The 24584-nt window shown below is 60.8% G+C and carries 23 protein-coding genes; 14 read left to right on the top strand and 9 right to left on the bottom strand.

The features are described 5' to 3' along the window. Nucleotides 1-29: 29 nt before the first annotated feature. From AC25BC_RS10220 to folE, 3 genes are all read right to left on the bottom strand, one after another. The gene (locus AC25BC_RS10220; protein WP_128439306.1) at nt 30-992 is read right to left on the bottom strand and encodes a patatin-like phospholipase family protein; all 963 of its coding nucleotides are present in this window, start codon (nt 990-992) and stop codon (nt 30-32) included. A 111-nt stretch (nt 993-1103) separates the two neighbouring features. Next, on the bottom strand, nt 1104-1556 hold the full coding sequence (gene hisI / locus AC25BC_RS10215; RefSeq protein ID WP_012757552.1) for a phosphoribosyl-AMP cyclohydrolase: 453 nt from the start codon (nt 1554-1556) through the stop codon (nt 1104-1106). A gap of 25 nt (nt 1557-1581) precedes the next feature. Beyond that, the gene (gene folE, locus AC25BC_RS10210; RefSeq protein ID WP_012757551.1) at nt 1582-2196 is read right to left on the bottom strand and encodes a GTP cyclohydrolase I FolE; all 615 of its coding nucleotides are present in this window, start codon (nt 2194-2196) and stop codon (nt 1582-1584) included. 306 nt (nt 2197-2502) lie between these two features. On the opposite strand from folE, the gene AC25BC_RS10205 reads away from it, so the two are divergent. From AC25BC_RS10205 to thrS, 5 genes are all read left to right on the top strand, one after another. Further along, on the top strand, nt 2503-2949 hold the full coding sequence (locus AC25BC_RS10205; protein WP_128439305.1) for an iron-sulfur cluster assembly scaffold protein: 447 nt from the start codon (nt 2503-2505) through the stop codon (nt 2947-2949). A 5-nt stretch (nt 2950-2954) separates the two neighbouring features. Next, nucleotides 2955-3359: a membrane protein insertion efficiency factor YidD gene (gene yidD / locus AC25BC_RS10200; RefSeq protein WP_012757549.1), complete on the top strand. Its 405-nt coding sequence runs from the start codon at nt 2955-2957 to the stop codon at nt 3357-3359. Between the two features lie 5 nt (nt 3360-3364). After that, nucleotides 3365-3892 carry a DUF1697 domain-containing protein gene (locus AC25BC_RS10195; protein WP_012757548.1) on the top strand — a complete coding sequence of 176 codons (528 nt, stop codon included), beginning with the start codon at nt 3365-3367 and terminating at the stop codon, nt 3890-3892. A gap of 118 nt (nt 3893-4010) precedes the next feature. After that, nucleotides 4011-6608, top strand: a complete 2598-nt coding sequence (locus AC25BC_RS10190; protein WP_128439304.1) for a tetratricopeptide repeat protein — start codon at nt 4011-4013, stop codon at nt 6606-6608. Nucleotides 6609-6760: 152 nt separating this feature from the next. Next, complete coding sequence (thrS, locus tag AC25BC_RS10185; protein ID WP_128439303.1) at nt 6761-8746, top strand: threonine--tRNA ligase; 1986 nt, start codon at nt 6761-6763, stop codon at nt 8744-8746. 232 nt (nt 8747-8978) lie between these two features. Here the strand turns inward: thrS and AC25BC_RS10180 are convergent, their stop codons facing one another. Then, nucleotides 8979-10079: a hypothetical protein gene (locus AC25BC_RS10180; protein ID WP_012757545.1), complete on the bottom strand. Its 1101-nt coding sequence runs from the start codon at nt 10077-10079 to the stop codon at nt 8979-8981. Nucleotides 10080-10192: 113 nt separating this feature from the next. On the opposite strand from AC25BC_RS10180, the gene AC25BC_RS10175 reads away from it, so the two are divergent. From AC25BC_RS10175 to AC25BC_RS10165, 3 genes are all read left to right on the top strand, one after another. Further along, a complete protein-coding gene (locus AC25BC_RS10175; RefSeq protein WP_128439302.1) occupies nt 10193-10777 on the top strand; it encodes a nitroreductase family protein in 585 nt (194 codons plus the stop codon). After that, on the top strand, nt 10777-11379 hold the full coding sequence (locus AC25BC_RS10170; protein ID WP_128439301.1) for a flavin reductase family protein: 603 nt from the start codon (nt 10777-10779) through the stop codon (nt 11377-11379). Before AC25BC_RS10175 ends, AC25BC_RS10170 begins: the two co-directional genes overlap by 1 nt. 116 nt (nt 11380-11495) lie before the next feature. Then, on the top strand, nt 11496-12638 hold the full coding sequence (locus tag AC25BC_RS10165; protein WP_128439300.1) for a DUF2336 domain-containing protein: 1143 nt from the start codon (nt 11496-11498) through the stop codon (nt 12636-12638). Here AC25BC_RS10165 and AC25BC_RS10160 read toward each other — a convergent pair. Next, nucleotides 12635-13054 carry a hypothetical protein gene (locus AC25BC_RS10160; protein WP_012757541.1) on the bottom strand — a complete coding sequence of 140 codons (420 nt, stop codon included), beginning with the start codon at nt 13052-13054 and terminating at the stop codon, nt 12635-12637. The two genes, AC25BC_RS10165 and AC25BC_RS10160, sit on opposite strands and share 4 nt — an antisense overlap. A 129-nt stretch (nt 13055-13183) precedes the next feature. On the opposite strand from AC25BC_RS10160, the gene AC25BC_RS10155 reads away from it, so the two are divergent. Further along, a complete protein-coding gene (locus tag AC25BC_RS10155) occupies nt 13184-13642 on the top strand; it encodes a GNAT family N-acetyltransferase (RefSeq protein WP_012757540.1) in 459 nt (152 codons plus the stop codon). A gap of 19 nt (nt 13643-13661) precedes the next feature. Here the strand turns inward: AC25BC_RS10155 and AC25BC_RS10150 are convergent, their stop codons facing one another. Continuing rightward, on the bottom strand, nt 13662-14879 hold the full coding sequence (locus AC25BC_RS10150) for an AI-2E family transporter (RefSeq protein WP_012757539.1): 1218 nt from the start codon (nt 14877-14879) through the stop codon (nt 13662-13664). Nucleotides 14880-14995: 116 nt separating this feature from the next. Beyond that, on the bottom strand, nt 14996-16135 hold the full coding sequence (locus tag AC25BC_RS10145) for an esterase-like activity of phytase family protein (protein WP_012757538.1): 1140 nt from the start codon (nt 16133-16135) through the stop codon (nt 14996-14998). A 594-nt stretch (nt 16136-16729) separates the two neighbouring features. Between AC25BC_RS10145 and AC25BC_RS10140 the strand changes: the two genes are divergently transcribed. Then, entirely contained in the window at nt 16730-17848 is a 1119-nt protein-coding gene (locus tag AC25BC_RS10140) for an acyltransferase family protein (protein WP_012757537.1), read from the top strand. Nucleotides 17849-17960: 112 nt separating this feature from the next. Here AC25BC_RS10140 and parE read toward each other — a convergent pair whose 3' ends face one another. Beyond that, nucleotides 17961-20060 carry a DNA topoisomerase IV subunit B gene (parE, locus tag AC25BC_RS10135; RefSeq protein ID WP_012757536.1) on the bottom strand — a complete coding sequence of 700 codons (2100 nt, stop codon included), beginning with the start codon at nt 20058-20060 and terminating at the stop codon, nt 17961-17963. Nucleotides 20061-20279: 219 nt separating this feature from the next. Here parE and AC25BC_RS10130 point away from each other — a divergent pair, with 219 nt between their 5' ends. Beyond that, nucleotides 20280-21179, top strand: coding sequence for a phospholipase (locus AC25BC_RS10130; RefSeq protein ID WP_012757535.1), 900 nt, complete (start codon nt 20280-20282; stop codon nt 21177-21179). A 36-nt stretch (nt 21180-21215) separates the two neighbouring features. Here the strand turns inward: AC25BC_RS10130 and AC25BC_RS10125 are convergent, their stop codons facing one another. After that, nucleotides 21216-21419 (bottom strand): hypothetical protein, encoded by a 204-nt coding sequence (locus AC25BC_RS10125; protein ID WP_162770397.1) that lies wholly within the window; start codon nt 21417-21419, stop codon nt 21216-21218. Here AC25BC_RS10125 and tpiA point away from each other — a divergent pair. The 3 genes from tpiA (at nt 21367) to pyrG (ending at nt 24561) form a co-directional block, all read left to right on the top strand. Continuing rightward, nucleotides 21367-22137 (top strand): triose-phosphate isomerase, encoded by a 771-nt coding sequence (tpiA, locus tag AC25BC_RS10120; RefSeq protein WP_012757534.1) that lies wholly within the window; start codon nt 21367-21369, stop codon nt 22135-22137. The genes AC25BC_RS10125 and tpiA overlap by 53 nt on opposite strands. Before the next feature lie 119 nt (nt 22138-22256). Beyond that, nucleotides 22257-22790, top strand: coding sequence for a preprotein translocase subunit SecG (gene secG, locus AC25BC_RS10115; RefSeq protein ID WP_012757533.1), 534 nt, complete (start codon nt 22257-22259; stop codon nt 22788-22790). A gap of 142 nt (nt 22791-22932) precedes the next feature. After that, entirely contained in the window at nt 22933-24561 is a 1629-nt protein-coding gene (gene pyrG, locus AC25BC_RS10110; protein WP_128439298.1) for a CTP synthase, read from the top strand. Nucleotides 24562-24584 lie beyond the last annotated feature (23 nt).

Genomic DNA, 24584 nt, shown 5'->3' with positions numbered 1-24584 from the left:
AAGCGCTGCAGGCTTTTGGACGACGTGCATCAGGGGTTTCTTGCATAGACTTCCTGCATGCGCTTGATCTCGGGGAGCCGGGCTCTGGCTTCCTCGTAGCCGCGTTCGATCGCCTCGCCAGCCCGGTGGAATTCGGAAAGGCCGATATAGCTGAGCCGCGGCTGCAGCGAAATATCCGGTGGGTCGCCGGCAAGGCGGGCGCGGGCGATCCTGTCCTGGATAATGTTGAAGGCCTGCACCATGACGCCGGTCATGCCGAGGCGCGCATAGGGCGCCTCTTCCTGCTTCTGCACTTCCTGCGGCGACAGGCTGGCATTGTGCCGGACGACGGCCGAGCGGCCGTAGAGATCGTAATTGAGATTGACGGCGACGACGAGCGGCTGCTCGTAGGCGCGGCAGACGGAGACGGGGACGGGATTGACCAGCGCCCCGTCGACCAGCGTGCGGTGATTGCTGCGCACCGGCTCGAAAATGCCGGGCAGGGCATAGGAGGCGCGCAGCGCCGTAATCAGCGAACCATTGGCAATCCAGACTTCATGACCGGTATTGACCTCGGCCGCGACCGCCACGAACGGCCGGTCGAGATCCTCGACGTTCAGGCCCTCGAGATGTTCCTGCATGCGCTTGGTCAGCCGCATGCCGCCGAACAGGCCGCTGCCGCCGATCGTCAGGTCGAGCAGACTTGCGATGCGGCGCATCGTCAGCGAGCGCGCGAAACTTTCGAGTTCATCGAGTTTGCCGGCGAGATAGCAGCCGCCGACCAGAGCGCCGATCGAGGTGCCGGCAATCATGCCGATCTCGACCTTCGCCTCGTCGAGGGCGCGCAGCACGCCGATATGAGCCCAGCCGCGGGCAGCGCCGCCGCCGAGAGCCAGAGCGATCTTGATTTTCTTGAGGGGCGAGGGAGGCGGGATCGTCTCGAGCGTAGTCGACATGCCGGAACCGGCACCTTCGCCTTCAGAGCTTTGACGATGCAAACTCCAGCTCAGCATGGCCTTCTCCCCTCCCAACACTTGGTTCCGATAGTCTGCCCGATCAGTTTCCAAATGGTATATAGAGACGGTTTCTGGCGCAATAAGGGGCAAATGCCCGGGAGGTACAGCCTATTTTCCGTAAACGTCCGCGGGATCGAATTGGCGCTCGTCGTCAACGATATCGAGCATCGGCTTTCCATCTCGGAGCGTGATCGTCCGGTAGAAGCAGGAGCGGCGGCCGGTGTGACAGGTGGCGTCGTGGCCGGCGACCTCGACCTTCAGCCAGATGGCGTCCTGATCGCAATCGGTGCGGATTTCCTTCACCGTCTGGAGATTGCCCGAGGTCTCGCCCTTCTTCCAGAGCTTGCCGCGCGAACGGCTGAAATAATGCGCCGTGCCGGTCTGGATGGTCAGCGCCAGCGCTTGGGCATTCATGTGCGCCACCATCAGCAACTCGCCGTCGCCGGCGTCGGTCACGATGGCGGTGATCAGGCCGCGGTCGTCGAAACGCGGCGTGAAATCGCCGGCGTCTTCCAACGCCGACTTGTCCTCGGATGGTTGATTGAAGATCAGTTGACTCATCGCGGCCCTCCTGAGGGAGCCGGTATCAGCGGCTCCGCACCATGGTCATGAAACGGGCCTGATCGGCCGGCTCGGTCTTGAACGTTCCCGTAAAGGTGGTCGTCAACGTGGTCGAGCCCTGCTTCTGAACGCCGCGCATCGCCATGCACATGTGTTCGGCCTCGATCAACACGGCGACACCGCGCGGATTCAGCGTATCGTCGATTGCCCGGGCGATCTGGGCGGTCATCGTTTCCTGCGTCTGCAGGCGACGGCCATAGATCTCGACGACACGGGCAATCTTCGACAGGCCGAGCACACGCCCGTCCGGCATGTAGGCAACGTGGGCCTTGCCGATGATCGGCACCATGTGGTGTTCGCAATGCGAGTAAAACGGAATGTCCTTGACGAGGACCATGTCGTCGTAACCGGCAACCTCCTCGAAGGTGCGGCCGAGCACGTCTTCCGCCGCCATGTCGTAACCGGAAAAAAGCTCGCGGTACGATTTGACGACGCGGGCCGGCGTTTCGAGCAGACCTTCACGCGCCGGGTTGTCACCCGCCCAGCGCAGCAGGACGCGAACGGCTTCCTCCGCCTCCTGCTGGGAGGGGCGATCCGAGTCGCGGTTCGTCTGCGGAAAATTCTTTACGATGGCGTCCATGAACAATGGTCTCCTGGTCCGCACCGCGGACCCATCTGTCGGAATCGCCACTGGTCAATCCCATGCGGGAATTCATGCACCTTTGGCAGGCTCCGGGGCTTTCAGGGCAGTTCAGCCCGTCCGGCACGGTTTCCCAATCAAACTTACACGAGGCCATTGCATTTTAATGGCCTTCGAACGACATACATATAGGAAGACGGCCATCGTATGTAAGTATCCTCACACGACACGGTGTGTTTTTTGTTTTGATGACAATAACGCCCCAACAGAGGCCGATCCGCAGTGATTTTGGAGCGGAAATCCAGCATGGACGATATCTACAACAGCAAAATCCTCGAATTCGCCGGCAATATTCCATTGACCGGCGCGCTTGATGATGCCGATGCAAGCGCCCAGGCCTATTCCAAGCTCTGCGGCTCAAAGGTGCGGATCTGGCTGAAGATGGATGGCGACACCGTGACCGGCTTTGCCCATGACGTAAAGGCCTGCGCGCTCGGCCAGGCCTCGTCTTCGATCATGGCCCGCCATGTCGTCGGTGCCAAATCGGACGAATTGCGCCAGGCCCGCCAGGACATGCTCGCCATGTTGAAGGCGGACGGGGCAGGGCCCCATGGACGATTCGAAGACATGCGCTATCTGCTACCGGTGCGGGACTACAAGGCCCGCCATGCCTCGACGATGCTGACCTTCGATGCGGTTGTCGATGCGATCGGGCAGATCGAGGCAAAACGGGCGGAAATTGTCGAGGCGTAACTGACATGTGCGAGTTCTGCGCTCGGCAGGCTGACGATGAGGACGACGGCGGTGCCGCCGGTTCAGCAAAGCCGCGTGAAAAGGCGGCACTCACTTCCCGCAATTATACCGGCCCGTTCCGCAAGTCTCCCGACCGCCTGCTCGGCATGGGGCTGATCCGCCTCTACCAGCTGACGCTTTCCGGCTTTATCGGCAATTCCTGCCGGCATATCCCGACTTGCTCCGAATATGGCTACGAGTCGATCGCCCGCCACGGCCTGTGGGCCGGCGGCTGGATGACACTGTTTCGCGTCGGCCGCTGCGGCCCCGGCGGCACCAGCGGCCTCGACCAGGTGCCGGAGATGCTCGGCGACAGCTTCCGCTGGTGGAGCCCTTGGCGCTATCTCGCCCTCGGACGCAAGAGAGGGTGACCGCCATGAGCACCTTCATAGCCCTTCTGCACAGCATTGTCCTGACGCCCGACCGCCGCGTCATCATGCAAGATTTGCGCGCCCTTGCCGAAGAGCTCGGTTATCGCGAGCCGCGCACGCTGGTTTCCACAGGCAATCTCGTCTTCGAGGCCGACGAAATGCGGCCGCACGAACTCGAGGTCACGTTGGAAGAGGCCTTTGAAGAAAAATTCGGCAAACATGTCGACATTATCGTGCGCAGCGACTGCACTTGGATGGCGCTTTGCAGCACCAATCCCTTCAAGGACGGCAAGGGCGACCAGGTGATCGTCCGGGTGATGCGCCTGCCGGTCGACCCGAAGAAGGTGGAGGCGCTGAAACCGCTGATGACGGAGGGACAGCGCATCGCCGTCGTCGGCGGCGATCTCTGGATCGATTTCGGAGGCAAGCCGAGCCAATCCAAGCTGCTTTCGGCCCTGACGACGAAGCGGATCGGCGTCGGTACGATGCGCAACTGGAACACCGTGTGCGGCCTGACTGAAATGCTATTCTAGATGCAAGGAGAACACGCCTTCAAAGGTTTTCATTTACCGAAGGAAAAATGTACTTGCAGTTGAATAAGTGGCGGATATCACTGTATTTCCAGTCCTAGTTTTCGAAATGTCGTCACTAATGAAGCTCTTCTATCTCGCGACCGCCTCACTTTTTCTCGTCATCTCCATTGCCAATTCTCCCGCAATTGCTGCAAGCGCAGATGACCCCACATCAGAAGCCAAGTGCCGCCATCTGGCGCGTGATGGCCTAGATATCGACAATCTCGCTTATTGGCGGAATGCGCTTACCGCTTGCGAAGTCTATTTGCAGGCAGAACCAGGCTCCATCGACGCCCGCTATTTTTCGCTCGCCAGCAAATTCAAACTTCAGCAATTCGAGCCGGCACTTGCCGGATTCGATGAGTTGGCGGCCCAGGGACACGCACCCTCCATGGATTACCTGGCGGAGGCAGCTGCTTACGGCCTCGGGCGTGAGCGCGATCTCAATGCCGCGCTGTCCTGGCTGAGAAAGGCAAGAGCAACAAACGATCCGCGCTCCGCCGAATATCTCGGAGAGATGTACATGTTGGGCTGGGGCGTTGCGCAGGACTTTGTCATGGCGCGCTCCTATTTCGAACTTGCAGATCGGCTAGGCTATATTCCTGCCAAGAGATCACTTGCTTGGATGTACCTGGACGGGATTGGTGTTCCCGTTAACGCAGAGCGGGGTTTTGCACTGCTTTCAGCCGCAGCAGAACAGGGCCATGAGAGAGCGACAACGGACATCGCATTCCTTTACACGAAAGGCATTGGAACGGAGAAGAACGCCAGCCGCGCCGTTGCCATGCTGGACGACCTGGTGCGGAAAGGTTCCGCCGATGGGATGAGGACGCTTGCTCGATACTATCTGAGAGATGGGGACAAGACGCAGAGAAAGACGGCGCTCGATCTCCTTGAGAAAGCAGTGGCACTTGGCGACGGCAATGCGATGAGGACGCTGGCAGACGTCTACGTGGCGGGCAGGGAGACGAAGCGTGACTTCGCAAAGGCCGAGAGCCTGCTGGATCAGGCAATTGCGCAAGACATACTCGCTGCCTATCGTAGCAAGGCTTTGCTTTTATTGAAGATGCCCGATCCGCGCTATGACCAGGCCATGTACTGGATGAAGGAAGCTGCCTCTCGTGGGAATGCCCGTGCCATGGCAGATGTGGGCGCCATGTATGAGCAAGGCAAAGGTGTGCCGGTAGACGAGAGCGAAGCCCGCATCTGGTATGGAAAATCTGCCGAACTCGGAGATTCCAGCGGCGCCCGACGTTTCGGTCAATCGCTCTATAGGGGAACGGGTGGTCCTCGCGACGTCGAAAACGGCGTGAAATGGCTGGAGAAATCTGCGGCCGCCGGCGATACAGACGCCATGCGGGTGCTTGCCTATGGTTATGAAAATGGCGGCGGCCTTCCCAAGGATGTGGTCAAAGCTTTCGAATGGTTCCAGAAGGCGGCGGAGGCAGGAGATACCGACGCATTTCTCGAAGTTGCGGACCGCACCTATGACGGTTCGGGTACGACTGCCGACGCCCAAAAATCCTTTGTCTGGTATCTCAAGGCCGCCGAAAATGGTTCGGCCAAGGCCCAGTATTGTGTTGGGCTTTTGTATGAAAGAGGGGAGGGTACAACTCAGGATTCGAGAGAAGCCGTACACTGGTTCAAGGCCGCCGCAGAGAACGGATACATCGACGCCTTCGCCGAGCTTGGCCAAATGTACGCCAATGATGCCAATCTGCCGCGGGACGACGGCAAGTCGATCGACTATCTGGAAAAGGGCGCCGCCGCCGGTAACGTCACGGCGATGGTGCTGCTCGGCATCAAATATGAAGATGGCGATGGTGTCGCCCGCGACTATGCGAAAGCGATCGAGTGGTACGAAGCGGCGGCGAACAAGAAATCTGCTGACGCGATGTACAGGCTCGGGACGCTCTATCGAGGAGCGGATGGAAGCCAGAAAGATTTCGGCAAAGCTTTGGAATGGCTGACGAAGGCCGGGGCCCATGGCAATGCGAAAGCGCAATACGCCCTGGGCGATATCTACGAATACGGGCAGGGCGTGCCCATTGATCGCTCCAAGGCGCTCAGCTGGTTCATGATGGCGGCCCTCAAGCAATATCCTGAAGCGATGAACGCCGTCGGCTACTACTACCAGAATGGCATCGGCACCAAAGAGGACCAGACCATCGCCCGCAACTGGTTTCAGAAGGCGGCCGATGCGGGATCCGCGGCCGGCGCTCTTAATCTTGCGTGGTATTACGAGAACGGCAAAGATCAAGATCAGGCTATCGCATTCCAATATTATAAGAAATCCGCCGAGCTGAATTCGGCCGGCGGCATGTTCGCGCTCGGGCGTTTCTACGACGATGGCCTCGGAATTGCTGTCAACCGGCAAGAAGCCATCAAGTGGTATCTGCGGGCGATGGACACTGGCTACAATAGAGCCGCCTATCGGCTGGCCTATGCCTATGATGCGACCTTCAGTTCGGATAATGCAGCCGAAAACATCCTTCTGGCAATGCGGCAGGGAGACCGGCAGATTGCCGATGAGCTGAAGGCGTTTTCGCCTTTCACCCGCACGGCACTGAAAAGAAGCCTCTTGCGACGCGGCCTTTACGATGGGCCGCTGGACGATGAGATCGACCAGCCCTTGAAGTCGGCACTCAAGAATTACACAATGACCTATGGGGGATAGACGCACGACCTCGCTTCGGTGCCGGATTGTCCCGCTTCATCTTTACTCAGACAGGAAATCTGGCTATCAGGCGGCTGCGCATTCAGCTCCGCGGAGGCGCGTTTCAGTCAACCACCCGCATTCGTTGGCGGGACTGGACAAGGAGAATTTCGATGTCCCAAGCTATTTCCCTGACATTTCCCGATGGTTCCGTGCGCGGCTATGATGCCGGCGCAACCGGCCGGGATGTCGCTGAATCCATTTCCAAGTCGCTGGCCAAGAAGGCGGTCGCCGTTGCGATCGACGGCACCGTGCGCGACCTTTCCGATCCCGTGACGACCGGCAGGATCGAGATCATCACCCGCAATGACGACCGCGCGCTCGAACTCATCCGCCATGACGCGGCGCATGTCATGGCCGAAGCGGTGCAGGAGATCTGGCCCGGCACCCAGGTGACGATCGGCCCGGTCATCGAAAACGGCTTCTATTACGACTTTGCCAAGAACGAGCCCTTCATACTCGACGATCTGCCGAAGATCGAAAAGAAGATGAAGGAGATCATCGCCCGCAACGCCGCCTTCACCAAGCAGGTCTGGTCGCGCGAGAAGGCGAAACAGGTCTTCGCCGACAAGGGCGAGCAGTACAAGGTCGAACTCGTCGATGCGATCCCGGAAGGGCAAGATCTCAAGATCTATTACCAGGGCGACTGGTTCGACCTCTGCCGCGGCCCGCACATGGCCTCGACCGGCCAGATCGGCAGCGCCTTCAAGCTCTTGAAGGTGGCTGGCGCCTATTGGCGCGGCGACAGCAACAATCCGATGCTGAGCCGCATCTACGGCACGGCCTTCGCCGAGCAGTCGGAACTCGACAACTACCTGCATATGCTTGCCGAAGCCGAAAAGCGCGATCATCGCCGGCTCGGCCGCGAGATGGATCTCTTCCATTTCCAGGAAGAGGGTCCCGGCGTCGTCTTCTGGCACGGCAAGGGCTGGCGCGTCTTTCAGACGCTGGTTGCCTATATGCGCCGCCGGCTGGCCGGCGACTATCAGGAAGTCAATGCGCCACAGGTGCTCGACAAGTCGCTGTGGGAGACCTCCGGCCACTGGGGCTGGTATCGCGACAACATGTTCAAGGTAACGGTTGCCGGCGACGACACCGACGATGATCGCGTCTTTGCGCTGAAGCCGATGAACTGCCCCGGCCATATCCAGATCTTCAAGCACGGGCTGAAATCCTACCGCGAACTGCCGATCCGGCTGGCCGAATTCGGCAATGTCCACCGTTACGAGCCGTCGGGCGCGCTGCACGGGCTGATGCGCGTGCGCGGCTTCACGCAGGACGATGCGCATATCTTCTGCACGGACGAGCAGATGGCCGCCGAATGCCTGAAGATCAACGACCTGATTCTTTCGGTCTATAAGGATTTCGGCTTCGACGAAGTCACCATCAAGCTCTCGACAAGGCCGGACAAGCGCGTCGGCTCGGATGATCTCTGGGACCGCGCCGAAAGCGTGATGATGGGCGTGCTGGAGACGATCCAGCAGCAGTCGAACAACATCAAGACCGGCATCCTGCCGGGCGAGGGCGCCTTCTACGGTCCAAAGTTCGAATATACGCTGAAGGATGCGATCGGCCGAGAATGGCAGTGCGGCACGACGCAGGTCGACTTCAACCTGCCGGAACGCTTCGGCGCCTTCTACATCGACAGCAACTCCGAAAAGACGCAGCCGGTGATGATCCACCGCGCCATCTGCGGCTCGATGGAGCGCTTCCTCGGCATCCTGATCGAGAACTTTGCCGGCCATATGCCACTCTGGGTATCGCCGCTGCAGGTGGTGGTCGCAACGATCACCTCGGAAGCCGACGCCTACGGGCTTGAAGTGGCCGAGGCGCTGCGCGAGGCCGGTCTCAACGTCGAAACCGATTTCCGCAACGAGAAGATCAACTACAAGGTCCGCGAGCATTCGGTCACGAAGGTTCCTGTCATCATCGTCTGCGGCAGGAAGGAAGCCGAGGAGCGCACGGTCAACATCCGCCGCCTCGGCAGCCAGGACCAGGTTTCGATGGAGCTCGACGCCGCCGTCGAGAGCCTTGCCCGCGAAGCGACACCGCCTGACATCCGTCGCAAGGCCGAAGCAAAAAAAGCCAAGGCGGCCTGAAAACGGCCGAGAACGACAGCGCCTTCGGCGCTGTCGGAAGCTGATCTCTGGCCATAATGTTTATCGGAACGTGTCACCCCAAGACCGGGGTGCGTTTCAGAGAAATACTCTATGCCAATGATGGAATCCGCGCCTGAGCACTGCTGAGCTGCACGGCCGGGGGGCTTCTGGCCGCGATCCGTCTTCTCAGTGGCGCCGACGTCGGCTCGAGCCGAAACCGCTCACGGAAAAATTAATCGAGGCTGGTGTCGTCGCCGCCCTGCGGCACGAGCTGTTCGTAGGAGGGCAGCGGTGCCACCGGAGCTGGCTGGACACCCGGCGGCGGCGGTGTGCCGACCGGCACCTGCTGTACCGTGCGGGCCGCGTCGCTCACGGGCGGCTGCGGCTGCTGGTCCTTCATCAGAACCTCGACATCGGTGTTCCTGCCGGCGACGACAGTGAAATCGCGCTGGTAGATCTTGTCCTTGTTGCGGGCGACGGCGGAATATCCGCCTTCGGCGAGAACCATGGTGGGGAAGGCGCTGACACTTTCGCCGACGCTGTCGCCGGCCGCCGTCAGGATCGACCATGCGGTATCGGCGATCGCCTCGCCGCCGGCATCGGAGACCAGCTTGAAGGTGATCTGCGCGGCGCGATGCTGGATCGTCGCCTCGGTCAGCTTGCCGGCCTCGACCTGGATGTCGGCGCGGATCACGGCGTTGACGCTGCCATATTCGGAAACGATGTGATAGGTGCCGGCATTGAGACGGACGACGGTATTCGGCGAGATATCGGCCATAACGAGGCCACGCTCGCCATCGTCGCGCACTTCCGAGGAATAGATCGAGAAGCTCAACTGGTCGGGGCGGATGCGGGCATCGGCGCCGGAGACGGCATTGAGCAGCAGACCGCCGGCATCGAGCACCATCACCTGCTTGTCGATCTCGCCGTCAGCGGGCACGGTCAGTTTCTTGGTGACGCCGGCGCGGCCGAAGGAGACGTTGACGAAATAATCGCCGGGGGCGAGCTGAAAGGCGGCGGGGCCGCCCTTGGCGCTGGCGATCAGCGGCAGCTTGCCGTCGGCTCCGGCGATCGGGCTGAAGACGTACCAGGAAAGGCCCTCCTCAACCGGCGTGCCGTCCGCCGTCAGCTTGGCCTCCATCGGGACGTCGCGCAGCTTGACCCCATCGGGCACAGTGCCAGGCGCGATGAAGGCATCGAGCTTCGGCATCTTCGGTGTCGATTCAAGCTGTTTGAATTCCTTGAAGGCATCCTGAGCGCCAGCGCCGAGGGGCATCAATACCATCAGGGCAATGGCAAGGCCGATGCGTGCAAAAGGCAAAATGCCAAACATCTGTTTCGTGAACCGATTGACTTCTGAAATCGCAAAGGTCACTTCAAGACCAACGCGATGGCAAATTCAAGACCCACCCTTTGCAGCAGCATAAAAATGAGAGCTTCTCCCGTATGAAATCCGATATCAAGCTGATCGACTACCTCGCCGTGCGCCGCTCCATTCCCGCTTTCCAGATGTGCGAGCCAGGCCCCGAGAAGGCCGAGATCGAGGAAATCCTGCGTCTTGCCTCGCGTGTTCCCGATCACGGCAAGATCGCGCCCTGGCGCTTCATCGTCTATCGCGGAGAGCAGCGCGTGCGTCTCGGCGAGGAGCTGCTGGCGCTGGCACTTCAGACAAAGCCAGACCTTTCCGAAGAGATGATTCAGGTCGAGCGCAGCCGTTTCACCCGTGCGCCGGTGGTCGTCGCCATCGTCAGCAAGGCGGGGCCGCATATCAAGATCCCGGAATGGGAGCAGCTGATGTCGGCCGGCGCGCTTTGCTTCAACGTCATCCTCGCTGCCAATGCCAATGGTTATGTCGCCAACTGGCTGACGGAGTGGTTTGCCTATGACGGGCGTGCTTATCCACTGCTCGGCGTCGGGCCTGATGAAAAGGTGGCGGGCTTCATTCATATCGGCTCGACGACATTTCCGGCGATCGAGCGGCCGCGGCCGGAGATTGTCGATACCGTAACCTGGGTCGGCGGAGAAGACTGATGTTTTACACCACCGACAGCAACCGGCACGGGCTCGCGCATGATCCGTTCAAGGCGATCGTGTCGCCGCGCCCGATCGGCTGGATCGGCAGCAAGGGCAGGGATGGTTCGATCAATCTCGCGCCCTATTCCTTCTTCAACGCCGTTGCAGACCGGCCGAAGCTGGTGATGTTTTCTTCCGCCGGACGCAAGCACAGCCAGCGCAACGCGGCCGAGACCGGCGTCTTCACCTGCAATTTCGTCAGCCGCGATCTTGCTGAGAAGATGAACCTCTCCTCGGCGGCGCTACCCTACGGCGACAGCGAATTCGACTTCGCCGGCCTGACGCCGAAGCAGGCCGAACTGATCGACGCGCCCTATGTCGACGAGGCTTTCGCGGTGCTCGAATGCAAGGTGACCGAGATCATCGAGCCGAAGACGCTGTCGGGAGAACCGTCCGAGAACGTCCTCGTCTTCGGCGAAGTGGTCGGCATCCGTATCGATGAAGCGATCGTCAGGGACGGCCGCCTCGACATGTCAATCGCCCGACCTTTGGCCCGGATGGGCTACATGGATTACAGCGAAGGCAGCGATGTTTTCGAGATGATCCGGCCGAAGCCCTAGCAAGGCTGAGCCCAACCGCCAGGCGTCCAAAGGCTTAAGAAACATGGTGAACCAATCTTAAACCTTTTGCCGCTACGGTCGCAGCATTGAATGGAGCGCGAGGGAATCGCGTTCAAGTGCTGGGGCGTCGCGTGATCGTAGAAGCTTTCCTTCGTTGGATCGAAACGGCCAAGACCGGTGACCGGGCTCGGGCCGCAAACGCCCTCGGGCGCGCCTATCTGCAGTCCGAAATGTCCGCAGACGAGCGGGCGGCGGCCGAAATGGCGATGACCTTTCTTCTCGACGATCCGTCGCCGCGCGTGCGGCTTGCACTTGCCGAGGCGATCGCCTGGTCGCCCGACGCGCCGCGCAACCTGATTCTTTCGCTTGCCGAAGACCAGCCCGAGGTCGCCTGCCACGCGGTGACCTGCTCGCCGCTTTTGAGCGATGCCGATCTCGTCGACCTTGCCGCGCGCGGCAACGGCGCCACCCGCATGCTGATCGCTGCCAGAGCGCATGTGACGCGCCCGGTTTCCGCAGCCCTTGCGGAGGTCGGCGACGAGGAAGAACTGCTCTGTCTGCTGGAGAATGACGGCGCGGTGATCTCCAGCCTGTCGTTGAAACGCATTGCCGAACGGCTCGGCGACTGCTGCGATGTCCGCAATCTGCTTCTCGACCGCAGCGATCTTCCCGCCGATGCCCGCCAGCTGCTCACTCAGCACGTCAGCAATGCGCTGATCGGGCTGCCGCTGGCGCAGGCGGCGATCGGCCTGCAGCGGCTTCAGCGCATCAGCCGCGAGGCGACCGAGGCTGCCATCGTTTCGATCGCCGGTGACATTGCCCCACGTGAAATACCAGACCTCGTCCAGCATCTGCGCCTCAACGGCCGGCTGACGCCGTCCTTCCTGATGCATGCGCTCTGCGCCGGAAAGGTGGATTTCTTCGCCGGCGCGATTGTCGATCTGACCGCGTGCAGCGAGCGCCGCGTGCGCTCGATCCTGGCCACCGGGCGCATGCATGCCGTGCGCGCGCTCTACGAGTCCGCCGGCCTGCCGAGGGATATCAGCGTGATCTTCGTCGAGGCGACGATGCTGTGGCGCGATGCCGCCAGAAAAGCGCCGGGCAGCGTGCTCGGCAATGTCTGCGGCCGTCTTCTCGAAAGATTCCGCCATCACGATGCGCATGGCGCGATCGGCGAACTGCTCGACATGGTAGAAAAGCTGCACGTTAACGAGCAGCGACAATCGGCCCGCGTCTATGCGGCGCTTGCGGCGGCCTAATCAGCTAGCCGCGTCACCACCCAGGAATAGCTGGCGGAGACGAAATGCACCGGCTTGGTGAGTGTGTCCTTGACGCTTCTGCCCGAGGGCAGGTGGGCGCGGACCTGTCCGGCGATGCCTTCAGCAAAACCGGCAATCCTTCCTGCTGGTTGGGGCGCTGCGACGGCGACCTCGGGCGCGGCGGCAGGCGCGGGCGCTGGTTTCGGCGGCTCGGCGGCGGCGATGGCTTTCGGCGCCTCGCACACCGCGATCACCGAGGGATAGTTGACATTCACATAGGTCTTCAGCCGTCGTTCGGCTTCGGCATCACAGGCGGAAACAGTTTCCCAGCGTTTATCGACCGTCGCGACATAATTGCACTGGCTGATGGAATCGTCGCAGCCGAGAATGGTCATCGCGATCAGCACCGCTTGCATATTCTGCTTCCTTGATTATTGAGCACCTCATCGTCTTAGAGGGCGCAATTCCAACCGAATGAAGGCAAGGGTATTAACTCTCCGTCATATCGGGGAAAATTTTGTTACGCGCCGGCAGAGGGAGCCAACATGTCCGTCACCATCGCCCATGAGCCGCCGCGCCAGGAGGGCGTCATCCGCCTTCTCGATCTTTCCGATGCCTATGCGCAATCGCTCTATCCGGCGGAAAGCAACCATCTGGTCGACCTCTCCGTGCTGGAGAAGCCTTCGGTGAGCTTCCTCGTCGCGCGCAACGGCGATGCGATCGTCGGCTGCTGCGCTCTGGTCGAGGCCGGTGACGGCACGGCTGAGATCAAGCGCATGTTCGTCGATCCCGAGGCGAGGGGGCTGAGGATCGCCAGCGGCCTGATGAATGCGCTCGAAGCAATCGCAGGAGAAAAGGAGCTGACGGCGATCCGGCTCGAAACCGGCATCTACCAGCCCGAGGCGATCGCTCTCTACCGCAAATACGGATATCGGGAAATCGAGCCTTTCGGCAGCTATCTGCCGGATCCGCTCAGCCTGTTCATGGAAAAGCGGCTGGGTTAGCCGGTCTGCGAAGCCATGTTCAGCCTTCGGCGACGCGCGGCATGGTTTTCGGCGAACCGGGGACCGGCGGCGGGGCCTGTTCGTCGATGATGATCTGCGGCCCGGTTTCGCTCTTATCGGCGTTGCGGGCCTCGTGGATCCACTCGCGCCAGATGGCGACGATCAGCGCCATCAGCACCGGGCCGATGAAGAGGCCGAGGAAACCCATCGTCTTGACGCCGCCGACGAGGCCGAAGAAGGTCGGTAGGAAGGGCAGCTTGATCGGACCGCCGACGAGTTTCGGCCGCAAGGTCTTGTCGACGATGAAGAGCTCGACCGTCCCCCAGACGAAGAGACCGATGCCGGCGACATGCGAGCCGCTCGCCAGCAGATAGATGGAGACCAGCGTGAAGGAGAGCGGCGCACCGCCCGGTATCAGCGCCATCACACCGGTCAAAACGCCGAGCGTCACCGGCGAGGGCACGCCGGCAATCCAGTAGGCAAGGCCGAGCACGATGCCTTCTCCGATCGCGATCAGCGTCATGCCCATGACGGTGGAGCTGATCGTCGCCGGCACGACGCGGGAAATGCGCTCCCAGCGGTTGGGCAGGATGCGCTCGCCCAGCATGTCGATCTGCTTGGAAAAGGAAAAACCGTCGCGATAGACGAAGAACAGCGCGATCAGCATAAAGAGCAGGGTCAGCAGCAGATGGAAGGCGCCGCCCCCGGCCGCGAGCACGGCGCGGTATATGTTGCCGATATTGGCGCCGCTGACCGCCTGGATGACTTCGCCGAGGGCGCCGGGGCTGCCGATATATCTCGTCCAGACTTCATTGAGATAGGCACCGGCCCAAGGCAGTGCGACGATCCAGTCGGGCGTCGGGGCGCCGACGCGGTTGGCATGGATCGCCCAGGTGACCCAGGTGCGCACTTCGCCCGTCGTATAGGTGACCGCAAGCCCGATCGGGATGACCAGGAAGGTGATGATCATGATGATCGCGATGGTCGCGGCGATCGTCGTATTGCCGCCGACGCGGGCAAGAAGTTTGCGGTAGAGCGGCCAGCTGGCAAAGCCGATGACGAGGGCTGCGAGCACCGGCACGAGGAAGCCGTAGAAGAAATAGACGCCGGCAGCAACGACCAGGACCAGCAACCAGCGCGCCGCCGAAATGGAGGGAATCAGAGGCGTGCGCGTTTGCGCCGACGATCCGAGCCATCGCGGTTCATGATTGCTTTTCTGACGGTCGAACACACCCACGCGCGCCTCTTCTTTTTCTTGTACTCTGGTTATGGGCCATCAACCCGGCGGTTTCAAGGTCCGCACCATGAAAGCGTATACAAAGCGTCGCTATTCGACCCGCAGACCCGAGCGTCTTACTGCTGCGGGCGGTTGAGAACCTTGAAGGCATAGAATTGCGTCTTCTGGCTGGTCGAAAAATTATTGTCGGAGCCGAGAATGAGAAGATCGGTGCCGTCCTTGGCCTTGCCGAGCGACATGGCCTCGATATTGTCGGGAACGAGGCCGATCGCCCTCAAATCGAGGACCTGGCTCTTGCGGACAGGGACGACGCGCTGGTCGTTTTTGGCGAGGGACGCGATGGCGGATACATCGGTGGCATCAGTCAGATCCATCATCATGATCTCGATGCTGTTGCCGAAGCCCTGGGCATAACTCCGCTCGACGGCGAGCAGGCGGTGATCGTCGAGGGCAAGCATTTCAGACATGCCGTTGTCATTACCGCCGTCGGCCTTGGTGGCGGCCTGCGGGATCGGCGAGACGGGATAGACGTACTCGGCTTTCGGCGCGCCGGTGGCGCCGTCGTAGCGGACGATGCGCGACAGGCTGCCCGACGTCAGCGAGGGGTTCGGACCGTCCTGGTAAAGGGCCGCTTCGACACCGACGAAAACATCGCCGGAGGGCGCGACCGCGAGATCCTCGAAAGCGAGGTTGTCGCGGATGCCTGTTGACTTGTCTGCGGTCGGTGCAAAGCCCTCCGGCAGCTTGAATTCGCGGACGAAGGAACCGTCCGGCGATGCGACGCGGATGAAGGGCGCCAGCAGCGCCTTGCCGTCGCCCTCACTGCCCCAATAGATGCCATCCTTGCCAAGGCGGATCGATTCTGGATCGACGGTCCGGGCAACGAAGAGCTCGCCGTTCTTGTCTTTCAGCGTCACCTGCTTGACGACCGAAACGCGCTTAAGGCCCGACGCGTCGACATCGACGTTGAGTTCATAGAAGCGGGCCGGGCCTCTTTCCGAGCGGTCGTCGCTGATGGCGATATAATGGCCGGTGGCGACATCGAAATCGAGGCCAGAAATGCCGCCGAATTCGACGCCGTTTTCGATATGGCCTGTGGGGATGACGAATTCACCGAGATAGGAGAGCGAGATGCCAGCGGCGCAATCGCCGAAGGGGCAGGCGGTCGCGAAGGTGGCGCCGATATCTGTGGCGCTGGCGGAGACTGTGCTTGACAGAAGGGCGAGAGCGGCAGCCGCGAGAAAACGCTTGGTCATGACAAATATCCGGCAAGGGTTGAAAACGGTTCGACCGGCGCAAATGCCCTCCGAGGAAGGCGCGCCGACCGCTTCATGCGCCGGTTGTTTGACGGAGTTGTTACGGTTCTTCATCAGTTCCGTGAAATCGTGAATGCTAAAATGCGGCGCGCTACACTGTTTCCATCCGCCCCACAGGCGCATTCAGCCTTTCTACCCTAGAGTGCATTTTTAATACATTATTTCTTCTGATGAGGGTAAAAATGTAAGTTTCACTTGTCATTTATAAATTCAATTTATAATCATCTTTTGATGATCATCAGCGCTGAATTGCAACTTGGAAGATGGCGCTTGTGATCTAAAGCGAGGGCTAAGCGTGGCCGCGGACCAACGTTCGCGTCTCATTTGCTGTGTCGTCCGGGCTGAGGTTTCCGATGGCGAGTGGCAGAGGCTTGGTCGGGCGGCGCCTGTTCCGGGCATGCCGGTGGAGGCCTTCATACAGACCGGTGAGCGGACAGCGCTCGCATATCTGACGAAGCCATTCATGGATCAGGTGAGTTCAAGATGCGTGGCGTTCCGGCTGATCAAAGACATGGGTAAGAAGGGCTCCCAATTGTGGCCGACGAGTTGACCGCTTCAGCATTCCGTAGGGCAGTGGATCCTGGTTCGGCCGATGATTCCCATCTTGCTAGCCGAGCGGTTCAAGCAAAGAACCACTTTATCTTTCTGGACGAGCTTCGGGGAATAGCTGCGTTATCGGTGGCTCTCTTACACGCCAGCCAGATTTTTGGCTTCGGTCTTTCCTACGCCTACCTGGGCGTGGATTTCTTCTTTTGCCTTAGCGGCTTCGTTATCGCAAATGGGTACGACCAAAAATTGAAGTCCGGTGTTTTGCCGAGCAGTACATTCTTCCTGAAGCGCGTGGTACGGCTTTATCCCATGATCGCGGCTGGCGTCGCCTTGGGCGTACTCGCGTCGCTATTTGCTTCCACGGCAAGTCTTTCTTTCGCCGACGTTTCAATTCTTGCGGTTGGTGCAATGCTCCTATTGCCCCTGGGGCTTCTGGTGGGGCAAGAGGCGTTCGCGATTAACAATCCGCTCTGGTCCCTCTGTTTTGAAATGGCCGCCAGCGTGACTTACGGATCCGTCGCTCGCCGAAGATTTCATTTGTGGCATGAGATAGCAGTTCTCGTATTATTGGCGGCGGCGCTTTTCCAGATTGTCGCGATCGAGGGTACTATCGGGCCAGTTGGATTTGGCAGCTGGCGGGCGTTCTTTGAAGGATTTGTCAGAGTTGGGTTTTCGTTCCTTGCCGGCGTTCTCATCTTTCGCTGGCAGATCCATCGTCGCGTCAGAGCGATACCGCCTCAAATCCCACTTTTCGTCCTGATCGGTGTTCTGTTCTTTCCGGTGACGGTCCCGAGAGAGATCTACGATTTCATCTGCATCGCTATCGTGATTCCGATCGTGGTGGCGCTAGCGGCTGCAGTCCCACTGAGTGAGGAGCGGCCATTCGCTGGATATCTCGGAAAGTTGTCTTATCCCCTCTACATGGTCCATCAGCCTGTTTTTCAACTTGGTGCTCAATTCGAACACTTTGCCGATGGCTTCATTCCACGGTTAATCACCGTGAGCGTCACCGTCTTGGCCGCTGTTGGAGTGGCACATGTTTTATCCATTTGTTTCGATGCGCCAATTCGCGCTTACCTGGGCCGCAAGTTCTCCCTGGACTAGTCAAATCGGGCACGGCGTTTTGGACAATGTAGAAAATCTATCGCAAAACGGCTCGGCGCGATGAGCCCATTTTTTGGAACAAGCTGAAGGTGCTACTAGGTAGCATCATGCCCTAAATATCGAGGTTTTCAGCGAAAGCCGCGCGATCCTGGATGAAGCGGAAGCGGGCTTCCGGCTTGGTGCCCATCAGATCGTCTACGGCGGCGCGGGTGCCTTCGAAATCCACCTCGTCGATCAGCACCTTGAGCAGGGTGCGCTTGGACGGATCCATGGTGGTTTCCTTGAGCTGGGCGGGCATCATTTCGCCGAGACCTTTGAAGCGGCTGATCTCGACCTTGGCCTTGCCCTTGAACTCCGTCTGCATCAGCTCGGCGCGATGATTGTCGTCGCGGGCATAGGCGGATTTCGCCCCTTGGGTGATTTTGTAGAGCGGCGGCACGGCGAGGAAGAGATGGCCGCCGCGCACCAGCTCCGGCATCTCCTGATAGAAGAAGGTGATGAGCAGCGATGCGATATGGGCGCCGTCGACGTCGGCATCGGTCATGACGATGATGCGCTCGTAACGCAGGTCTTCGTCGCGGTATTTCGAACGCGTGCCGCAGCCGAGAGCCTGGACGAGATCGGCGAGCTGCTGGTTGGCGCCGAGTTTTTCGCGGCCGGCGCTGGCAACGTTGAGGATCTTGCCGCGCAGCGGCAGAATTGCCTGGTTGGCGCGGTTGCGCGCCTGCTTGGCCGAACCGCCTGCCGAATCGCCCTCGACGATGAAGAGTTCGGCACCCACGGCGGTGTTCTGCGAGCAGTCGGCGAGCTTGCCCGGCAGGCGCAGCTTGCGCACTGCCGTCTTGCGGTTGACTTCCTTTTCCTTGCGGCGGCGCAGGCGCTCCTCGGCGCGCTCGATCACCCAGTCGAGCAGCTTGGCCGACTCGTTCGGATTGTCGGCAAGGTAATGGTCGAAGGGATCGCGCAACGCGTTCTCGACGATGCGCTGCGCCTCGACGGTCGCAAGCCTGTCCTTGGTCTGGCCGACGAATTCCGGCTCGCGAATGAAGACCGACAGCATGCCGACGGCCGAGATCATCACGTCGTCGGTGGTGATCTGCGCGGCGCGCTTGTTCTGCGTCAGCTCGGCATAGGCCTTCAGGCCCTTGGTCAGCGCAATGCGCAGCCCCGCTTCATGTGTGCCGCCTTCGGTCGTCGGGATGGTGTTGCAATAGGAATGCACCTGCGGATCGCCGCCATACCAGGTGATCGCCCATTCCATCGAGCCGTGGCCGCTTACCTTCTCCGTCTTGCCAGCGAAAATCTCGCGGGTGACGGTGAACTCCTTGCCCATCGTCGCCTGGAGATAGTCCTTCAGGCCGCCAGGAAAGTGGAAGACGGCCTTGTCAGGGACCTCGGAGCCTTCGGGCAGCACGCCCGACTCACAGCTCCAGCGGATTTCGACGCCGCCAAACAGATAGGCTTTCGAGCGCGCCATGCGGAAGACGCGGGCGGCATCGAACTTCATGTGATCCCCAAAGATCTGGGGGTCGGGATGGAAGCGCACGCGGGTGCCGCGGCGATTGTGAACGTCACCCAGCTCTTCGAGACCGCCCTGCGGCAGTCCGCGGGAGAAGCGCTGGCGGTAGAGCTTGCGGTTTCGCGCCACCTCGACTTCGAGGTCGTCGGAAAGCGCGTTGACGACCGAAACGCCGACGCCATGAAGGCCGCCCGAGGTCTCATAGGCCTTGCCGTCGAATTTACCTCCGGCATGCAGCTTGGTCATGATGACTTCGAGCGTCGACTTGCCCGGCACCTGCGGATGGTTCTCGACCGGGATGCCGCGGCCGTTGTCGGAGACCGTCAGATAACCCTCTAGGTCGAGATAGACTTCGATGAAATTGGCGTGACCGGCGACCGCCTCGTCCATCGCATTGTCGATGACTTCGGCAAAGAGGTGGTGCAGCGCCTTTTCATCGGTACCGCCGATATACATACCCGGGCGCATGCGCACCGGTTCGAGGCCTTCGAGGACGCGGATCGACGAGGCGCCGTAATCATCCGAGTTCGAGGCGGCGGGTGCCGGGCGCGCTGAGGCTCCGGCAGCAGGGGGCGCTGCGGCGACCGGCGCAGCCGGAGCCGGCGGCCGTTCGACCGGAGCGGCGGGCTTCTGCGCCTCCTCGCGTTTTTCAGAGAGGGGCATTCCGGAAAAAAGGTCGTTGCTATCGTCCATGGAGCCGTTCAGATCTTCATCCTGTCTTAGGTCTGGCTTGGGCGGGCATCCGCCGCCGACCCAAAATCACCGCATTTCATGCCACGTTTGCGAATCAGGCAGATTTTGCCAGAAAGCACAGCTATACGCGACACCGCCGGACTTGGCGGCCTTTTCCTCAATGATTTGCGTTGCCGGGCGCAGAATGGCAAGCGGCGGCCGGCTTCAGGAACCATCCGAATGCGAATGTCCACAAGTCATTGCACGATCATCACCGCAATTGCGGCGTTTTTCCTATCCGCAGCCGTGCTGTCCGCCAGTGGACCAGCGCAGGCAGCCGATGTGCTGACGCCGTTCAAGGACGATCTGTTTTCGAAGCAGACCGTGTTGCAGACCGGCGATAACGGCGCCTTCGAGCTCATTGACTATGACGAGATGCGCGATATCAACGGCCGCGACCAGATCCCGCAAAAGCGTGTGCAGCAGAAATATGTGGCGCTCGGCATCCGCAAGGCGCAAGCGGACGAGACGCTGTCCCTCGACGGCATCAAGCTTGATGTCACCAGGGTGGGACCTGCTCAGAGTGCCGCTTTCACGGTGATTTTCATCCATGGGCGCGACGGCGACCGCCGGCTCGGCGCCAACGACTATAGCTTCGGCGGCAATTTCAACCGGCTGAAGAACCTCGTCGCCGGCAATGGCGGCGTTTATTATTCGCCGACGGTCAAAAGCTTCGACAGCAGCGGCGTTGCGGCGATTGCCGGCCTCATCCGCCATGCCGGCGCGCAATCGCCCGGCCGGCCCATCATCCTTTCCTGCGCCTCGATGGGCAGCCAGGTCTGCTGGGGCATTGCGCGCGATGGTGACAGCGTCAAGCGGCTTAAGGGCATGCTGATCATGAGCGGGGTCACTGATCCCGATTTCACCAGGAGCGCCTTCTACAAGGCGAAGCTGCCGCTCTGGTTCGCCCATGGCAGCCGCGATCCGGTCTATGCAGCCACAGACCAGCAGGCGCTGTTCGAAAGCCTGCACAAGGCAAAATATCCGGCGCGTTTCACGCTTTTTCAGACCGGCAATCACGGGACGCCGATCCGGATGATCGACTGGCGTCGGGTTTTGAACTGGATTCTGGCTGGCTAAAGCATGTCGCGCAAAAATGTGCGGCGGTTTTTGCGATCACGCCATGCGTAAAAATGCCGAAAGGGCGGTTTTCGGCAGAAATATGCGCGGGATCGACGAGATTCCCCTTACGTCAGGGGCATGATGCTTTTCTTTGCCACAAGCTTTTGATATTGCCCAAGGCATATGCAGATTGTGGAAGGCCAGCATGACCCCTGACGTGCGCCCGCTTGTGGCGGGAAACTGGAAAATGAATGGCATGCGTGCCTCCCTGGATCAGATCAAGGCGATCGCCGAGGGTGTTCATCCGCCGCTGGCCGACAAGGTCGAAGCGCTGATCTGCCCGCCGGCGACGCTGCTCTATGTGGCGACGGCACTGTGCACCGACAGCCCGCTGGCGATCGGCGCTCAGGACTGCCATCAGAACCCGTCCGGTGCGCATACCGGCGACATCTCGGCCGAGATGATTGCCGATTGTTTCGGCACCTATGTCATCGTCGGCCATTCCGAGCGGCGCACCGACCATGCCGAAACCGACCATCTGGTCCGCGCCAAGGCGGAGGCCGCCTTTGCCGCAGGGCTGACGGCGATCATCTGCATCGGTGAGACGGCGGATGAACGCCGGACAGGCCAGGCGCTCGACGTCATCAAGCGCCAGCTTTCCGCCTCCGTTCCGGACGGCGCCACCGCCGAGACCACAGTTATCGCCTACGAGCCGATATGGGCGATCGGTACCGGTGTGACGCCGACATCAGGTGATGTCGAGAAGGCGCATGCCTTCATGCGGGCAGAGCTCGCGGCCCGCTTCGGCGACGAAGGCCGCAAGATGCGTCTTCTCTATGGCGGATCGGTCAAGCCGGCCAATGCCCATGAGCTGATGGGCATCGCCAATGTCGACGGCGCGCTGATCGGCGGAGCGAGCTTGAAAGCGGCCGACTTCCTCGCCATCTACCGGGCCTATGAGGCGCTGCTCGCCTGAGGCATTGCTTATTCCTAGTTTTATTCCGGGCCGAAGGGCTTGGAATAGATGAAAGCCTCATGTAAAGAGCCGCCAGAATTCTTACTTATGTCCGTCTCCAGGCGGGCAGGACTGGACCCATGCAGACCGTATTGATTGTCATCCATCTCATGATCGTGCTCGCCCTTGTCGGCGTCGTGCTCATTCAGCGCTCGGAAGGCGGCGGCCTCGGCATCGGCGGCGGTTCCGGCTTCATGTCGGCCCGCGGCACGGCCAATGCGCTGACGCGCACCACCGCGATCCTTGCGACCCTGTTTTTCCTGACCTCGCTCGGCCTCGGCATCCTGACGCGTTACGAGGGCCGTCCGAGCGACATTCTCGATCGCATTCCGGCTACAGGCGGCCAGGGCAACGGCATTCTCGATTCGCTCGGCGGTGGCGCACAGGCTCCAGCAACCCAGCCGGCCGGCAACGGCGTTCCGAGCAGCGGGGCGGCGACGCCCGCACCGCAGGCTCCCGCCGCTCAGACGCCGGCAACTGGGGCTCCGGCAACTCAGGCCCCGGCAGCCACCGCACCTTCAACGACTGCTCCGGCAACGACTGCTCCGGCAACGCCCGCGGCTCCGGCCGCGCCGGCACCGGCTCAGCCCTCCGGCGTCCCGACGGGACAGTAAGCCGGTCTTCGACATAAACGCCGGCAGGCCCTCGGGTCTGCCGGTTTTCTTTTGTTCAGATTCCTGCGCCACGCATCGAAAGTTCTGGAAAAGAATTTTTGGGCTGGTGGAATCGTTTTTGAAAAGGTATCCGGTGAATCCCATGGCGCGATACGTATTCATCACTGGCGGCGTGGTTTCCTCTCTCGGAAAAGGAATTGCGGCCGCGGCTCTCGGAGCGTTGCTGCAGGCCCGTGGATATCGGGTTCGGCTTCGCAAGCTCGACCCCTATCTGAACGTGGACCCGGGCACGATGAGCCCGACCCAGCACGGCGAGGTCTTCGTCACCGACGACGGCGCGGAAACCGATCTCGATCTCGGTCACTACGAACGCTTTACGGGGCGTTCGGCGACCAAGACCGACAACATCACCACCGGCCGCATCTACAAGAACATCATCGACAAGGAACGGCGCGGCGACTATCTCGGCGCGACCGTGCAGGTCATCCCCCACGTCACCAACGAGATCAAGGATTTCGTCATCGAGGGCAATGACGACTACGATTTCGTCATCTGCGAGATCGGCGGCACGGTCGGCGACATCGAAGCGATGCCGTTCATGGAAGCGATCCGCCAGCTCGGCAACGACCTGCCGCGCGGTACCGCCGTCTACGTTCACCTGACGCTGATGCCCTATATTCCGGCCGCCGGCGAGCTCAAGACCAAGCCGACGCAGCATTCGGTCAAGGAACTGCAGGCACTCGGCATTCATCCCGATATCCTGCTGGTGCGCGCCGACCGGGAAATTCCGGAAGCCGAGCGCCGCAAGCTCTCGTTGTTCTGCAACGTTCGCCCGTCTGCCGTCATCCAGGCTCTCGACGTCGCCAACATCTACGATGTACCGATAGCCTACCACAAGGAAGGCCTCGACGACGAAGTGCTCGCGGCCTTCGGTATCGAGCCGGCGCCGAAGCCGCGGCTCGACCCGTGGGAAGAGGTCTGCAATCGTATCCGCACGCCGGAGGGCGAGGTGACGATCGCGATCGTCGGCAAATATACCGGCCTCAAGGATGCCTATAAATCGCTGATCGAGGCGCTGCATCACGGCGGCATCGCCAATCGCGTCAAAGTCAATCTTGAATGGATCGAGTCCGAGGTCTTCGAAAAGGAAGATCCGGCGCCCTATCTCGAAAAGGTGCACGGCATCCTGGTGCCCGGCGGCTTCGGTGAACGCGGTTCGGAGGGCAAGATCCATGCTGCCCGCTTTGCCCGCGAACGCAAGGTGCCGTATTTCGGCATCTGCTTCGGCATGCAGATGGCGGTCATCGAGGCGGCGCGCAATCTCGCCGACGTTTCCGGTGCCTCCTCGACCGAATTCGGCCCGACGAAAGAGCCGGTGGTGGGCCTGATGACCGAATGGGTCAAGGGCAACGAGTTGCAGAAGCGCACGGCAGCCGGGGATCTCGGCGGCACGATGCGCCTCGGCGCCTACAAGGCGGCGCTGAAGAAGGGCACGAAGATCTCGGATATCTACGGTTCCACCGATATTTCCGAGCGTCACCGCCACCGCTACGAGGTCAATATCGATTACAAGGATCGGCTCGAAAACTGCGGCTTGGTCTTCTCCGGCATGTCGCCGGACGGCGTGCTGCCGGAGACGATCGAATATCCGGATCATCCCTGGTTCATCGGCGTGCAGTACCACCCGGAACTGAAGAGCCGGCCGCTCGACCCGCATCCGCTGTTTGCCGGCTTCATAGAAGCGGCGACGGAACAGAGCCGCCTCGTCTGATGCATGCAAACCAGATCGCGTTG

The sequence above is a fragment of the Rhizobium sp. WSM409 genome (assembly GCF_057653825.1).
The sequence above is the reverse complement of the archived record's forward strand: the minus strand, read 5'-3'. Positions and strand labels throughout refer to the sequence as shown.

Excerpts from the sequence above, each read along its gene's own strand:
- AC25BC_RS10195 (WP_012757548.1), top strand. The coding sequence starts at position 3,365 with ATGAGCACCTTCATAGCCCTTCTGCACAGCATTGTCCTGACGCCCGAC.
- AC25BC_RS10130 (WP_012757535.1), top strand. The coding sequence starts at position 20,280 with ATGCGAATGTCCACAAGTCATTGCACGATCATCACCGCAATTGCGGCG.
- folE (WP_012757551.1), bottom strand. The coding sequence starts at position 2,196 with ATGGACGCCATCGTAAAGAATTTTCCGCAGACGAACCGCGACTCGGAT.
- AC25BC_RS10180 (WP_012757545.1), bottom strand. The coding sequence starts at position 10,079 with ATGTTTGGCATTTTGCCTTTTGCACGCATCGGCCTTGCCATTGCCCTG.
- thrS (WP_128439303.1), top strand. The coding sequence starts at position 6,761 with ATGTCCCAAGCTATTTCCCTGACATTTCCCGATGGTTCCGTGCGCGGC.
- secG (WP_012757533.1), top strand. The coding sequence starts at position 22,257 with ATGCAGACCGTATTGATTGTCATCCATCTCATGATCGTGCTCGCCCTT.
- AC25BC_RS10220 (WP_128439306.1), bottom strand. The coding sequence starts at position 992 with ATGCTGAGCTGGAGTTTGCATCGTCAAAGCTCTGAAGGCGAAGGTGCC.
- AC25BC_RS10125 (WP_162770397.1), bottom strand. The coding sequence starts at position 21,419 with ATGCCATTCATTTTCCAGTTTCCCGCCACAAGCGGGCGCACGTCAGGG.
- AC25BC_RS10190 (WP_128439304.1), top strand. The coding sequence starts at position 4,011 with ATGAAGCTCTTCTATCTCGCGACCGCCTCACTTTTTCTCGTCATCTCC.
- tpiA (WP_012757534.1), top strand. The coding sequence starts at position 21,367 with ATGACCCCTGACGTGCGCCCGCTTGTGGCGGGAAACTGGAAAATGAAT.
- parE (WP_012757536.1), bottom strand. The coding sequence starts at position 20,060 with ATGGACGATAGCAACGACCTTTTTTCCGGAATGCCCCTCTCTGAAAAA.
- AC25BC_RS10160 (WP_012757541.1), bottom strand. The coding sequence starts at position 13,054 with ATGCAAGCGGTGCTGATCGCGATGACCATTCTCGGCTGCGACGATTCC.
- yidD (WP_012757549.1), top strand. The coding sequence starts at position 2,955 with ATGTGCGAGTTCTGCGCTCGGCAGGCTGACGATGAGGACGACGGCGGT.
- AC25BC_RS10175 (WP_128439302.1), top strand. The coding sequence starts at position 10,193 with ATGAAATCCGATATCAAGCTGATCGACTACCTCGCCGTGCGCCGCTCC.
- AC25BC_RS10145 (WP_012757538.1), bottom strand. The coding sequence starts at position 16,135 with ATGACCAAGCGTTTTCTCGCGGCTGCCGCTCTCGCCCTTCTGTCAAGC.
- pyrG (WP_128439298.1), top strand. The coding sequence starts at position 22,933 with ATGGCGCGATACGTATTCATCACTGGCGGCGTGGTTTCCTCTCTCGGA.
- AC25BC_RS10155 (WP_012757540.1), top strand. The coding sequence starts at position 13,184 with ATGTCCGTCACCATCGCCCATGAGCCGCCGCGCCAGGAGGGCGTCATC.
- hisI (WP_012757552.1), bottom strand. The coding sequence starts at position 1,556 with ATGAGTCAACTGATCTTCAATCAACCATCCGAGGACAAGTCGGCGTTG.
- AC25BC_RS10170 (WP_128439301.1), top strand. The coding sequence starts at position 10,777 with ATGTTTTACACCACCGACAGCAACCGGCACGGGCTCGCGCATGATCCG.
- AC25BC_RS10205 (WP_128439305.1), top strand. The coding sequence starts at position 2,503 with ATGGACGATATCTACAACAGCAAAATCCTCGAATTCGCCGGCAATATT.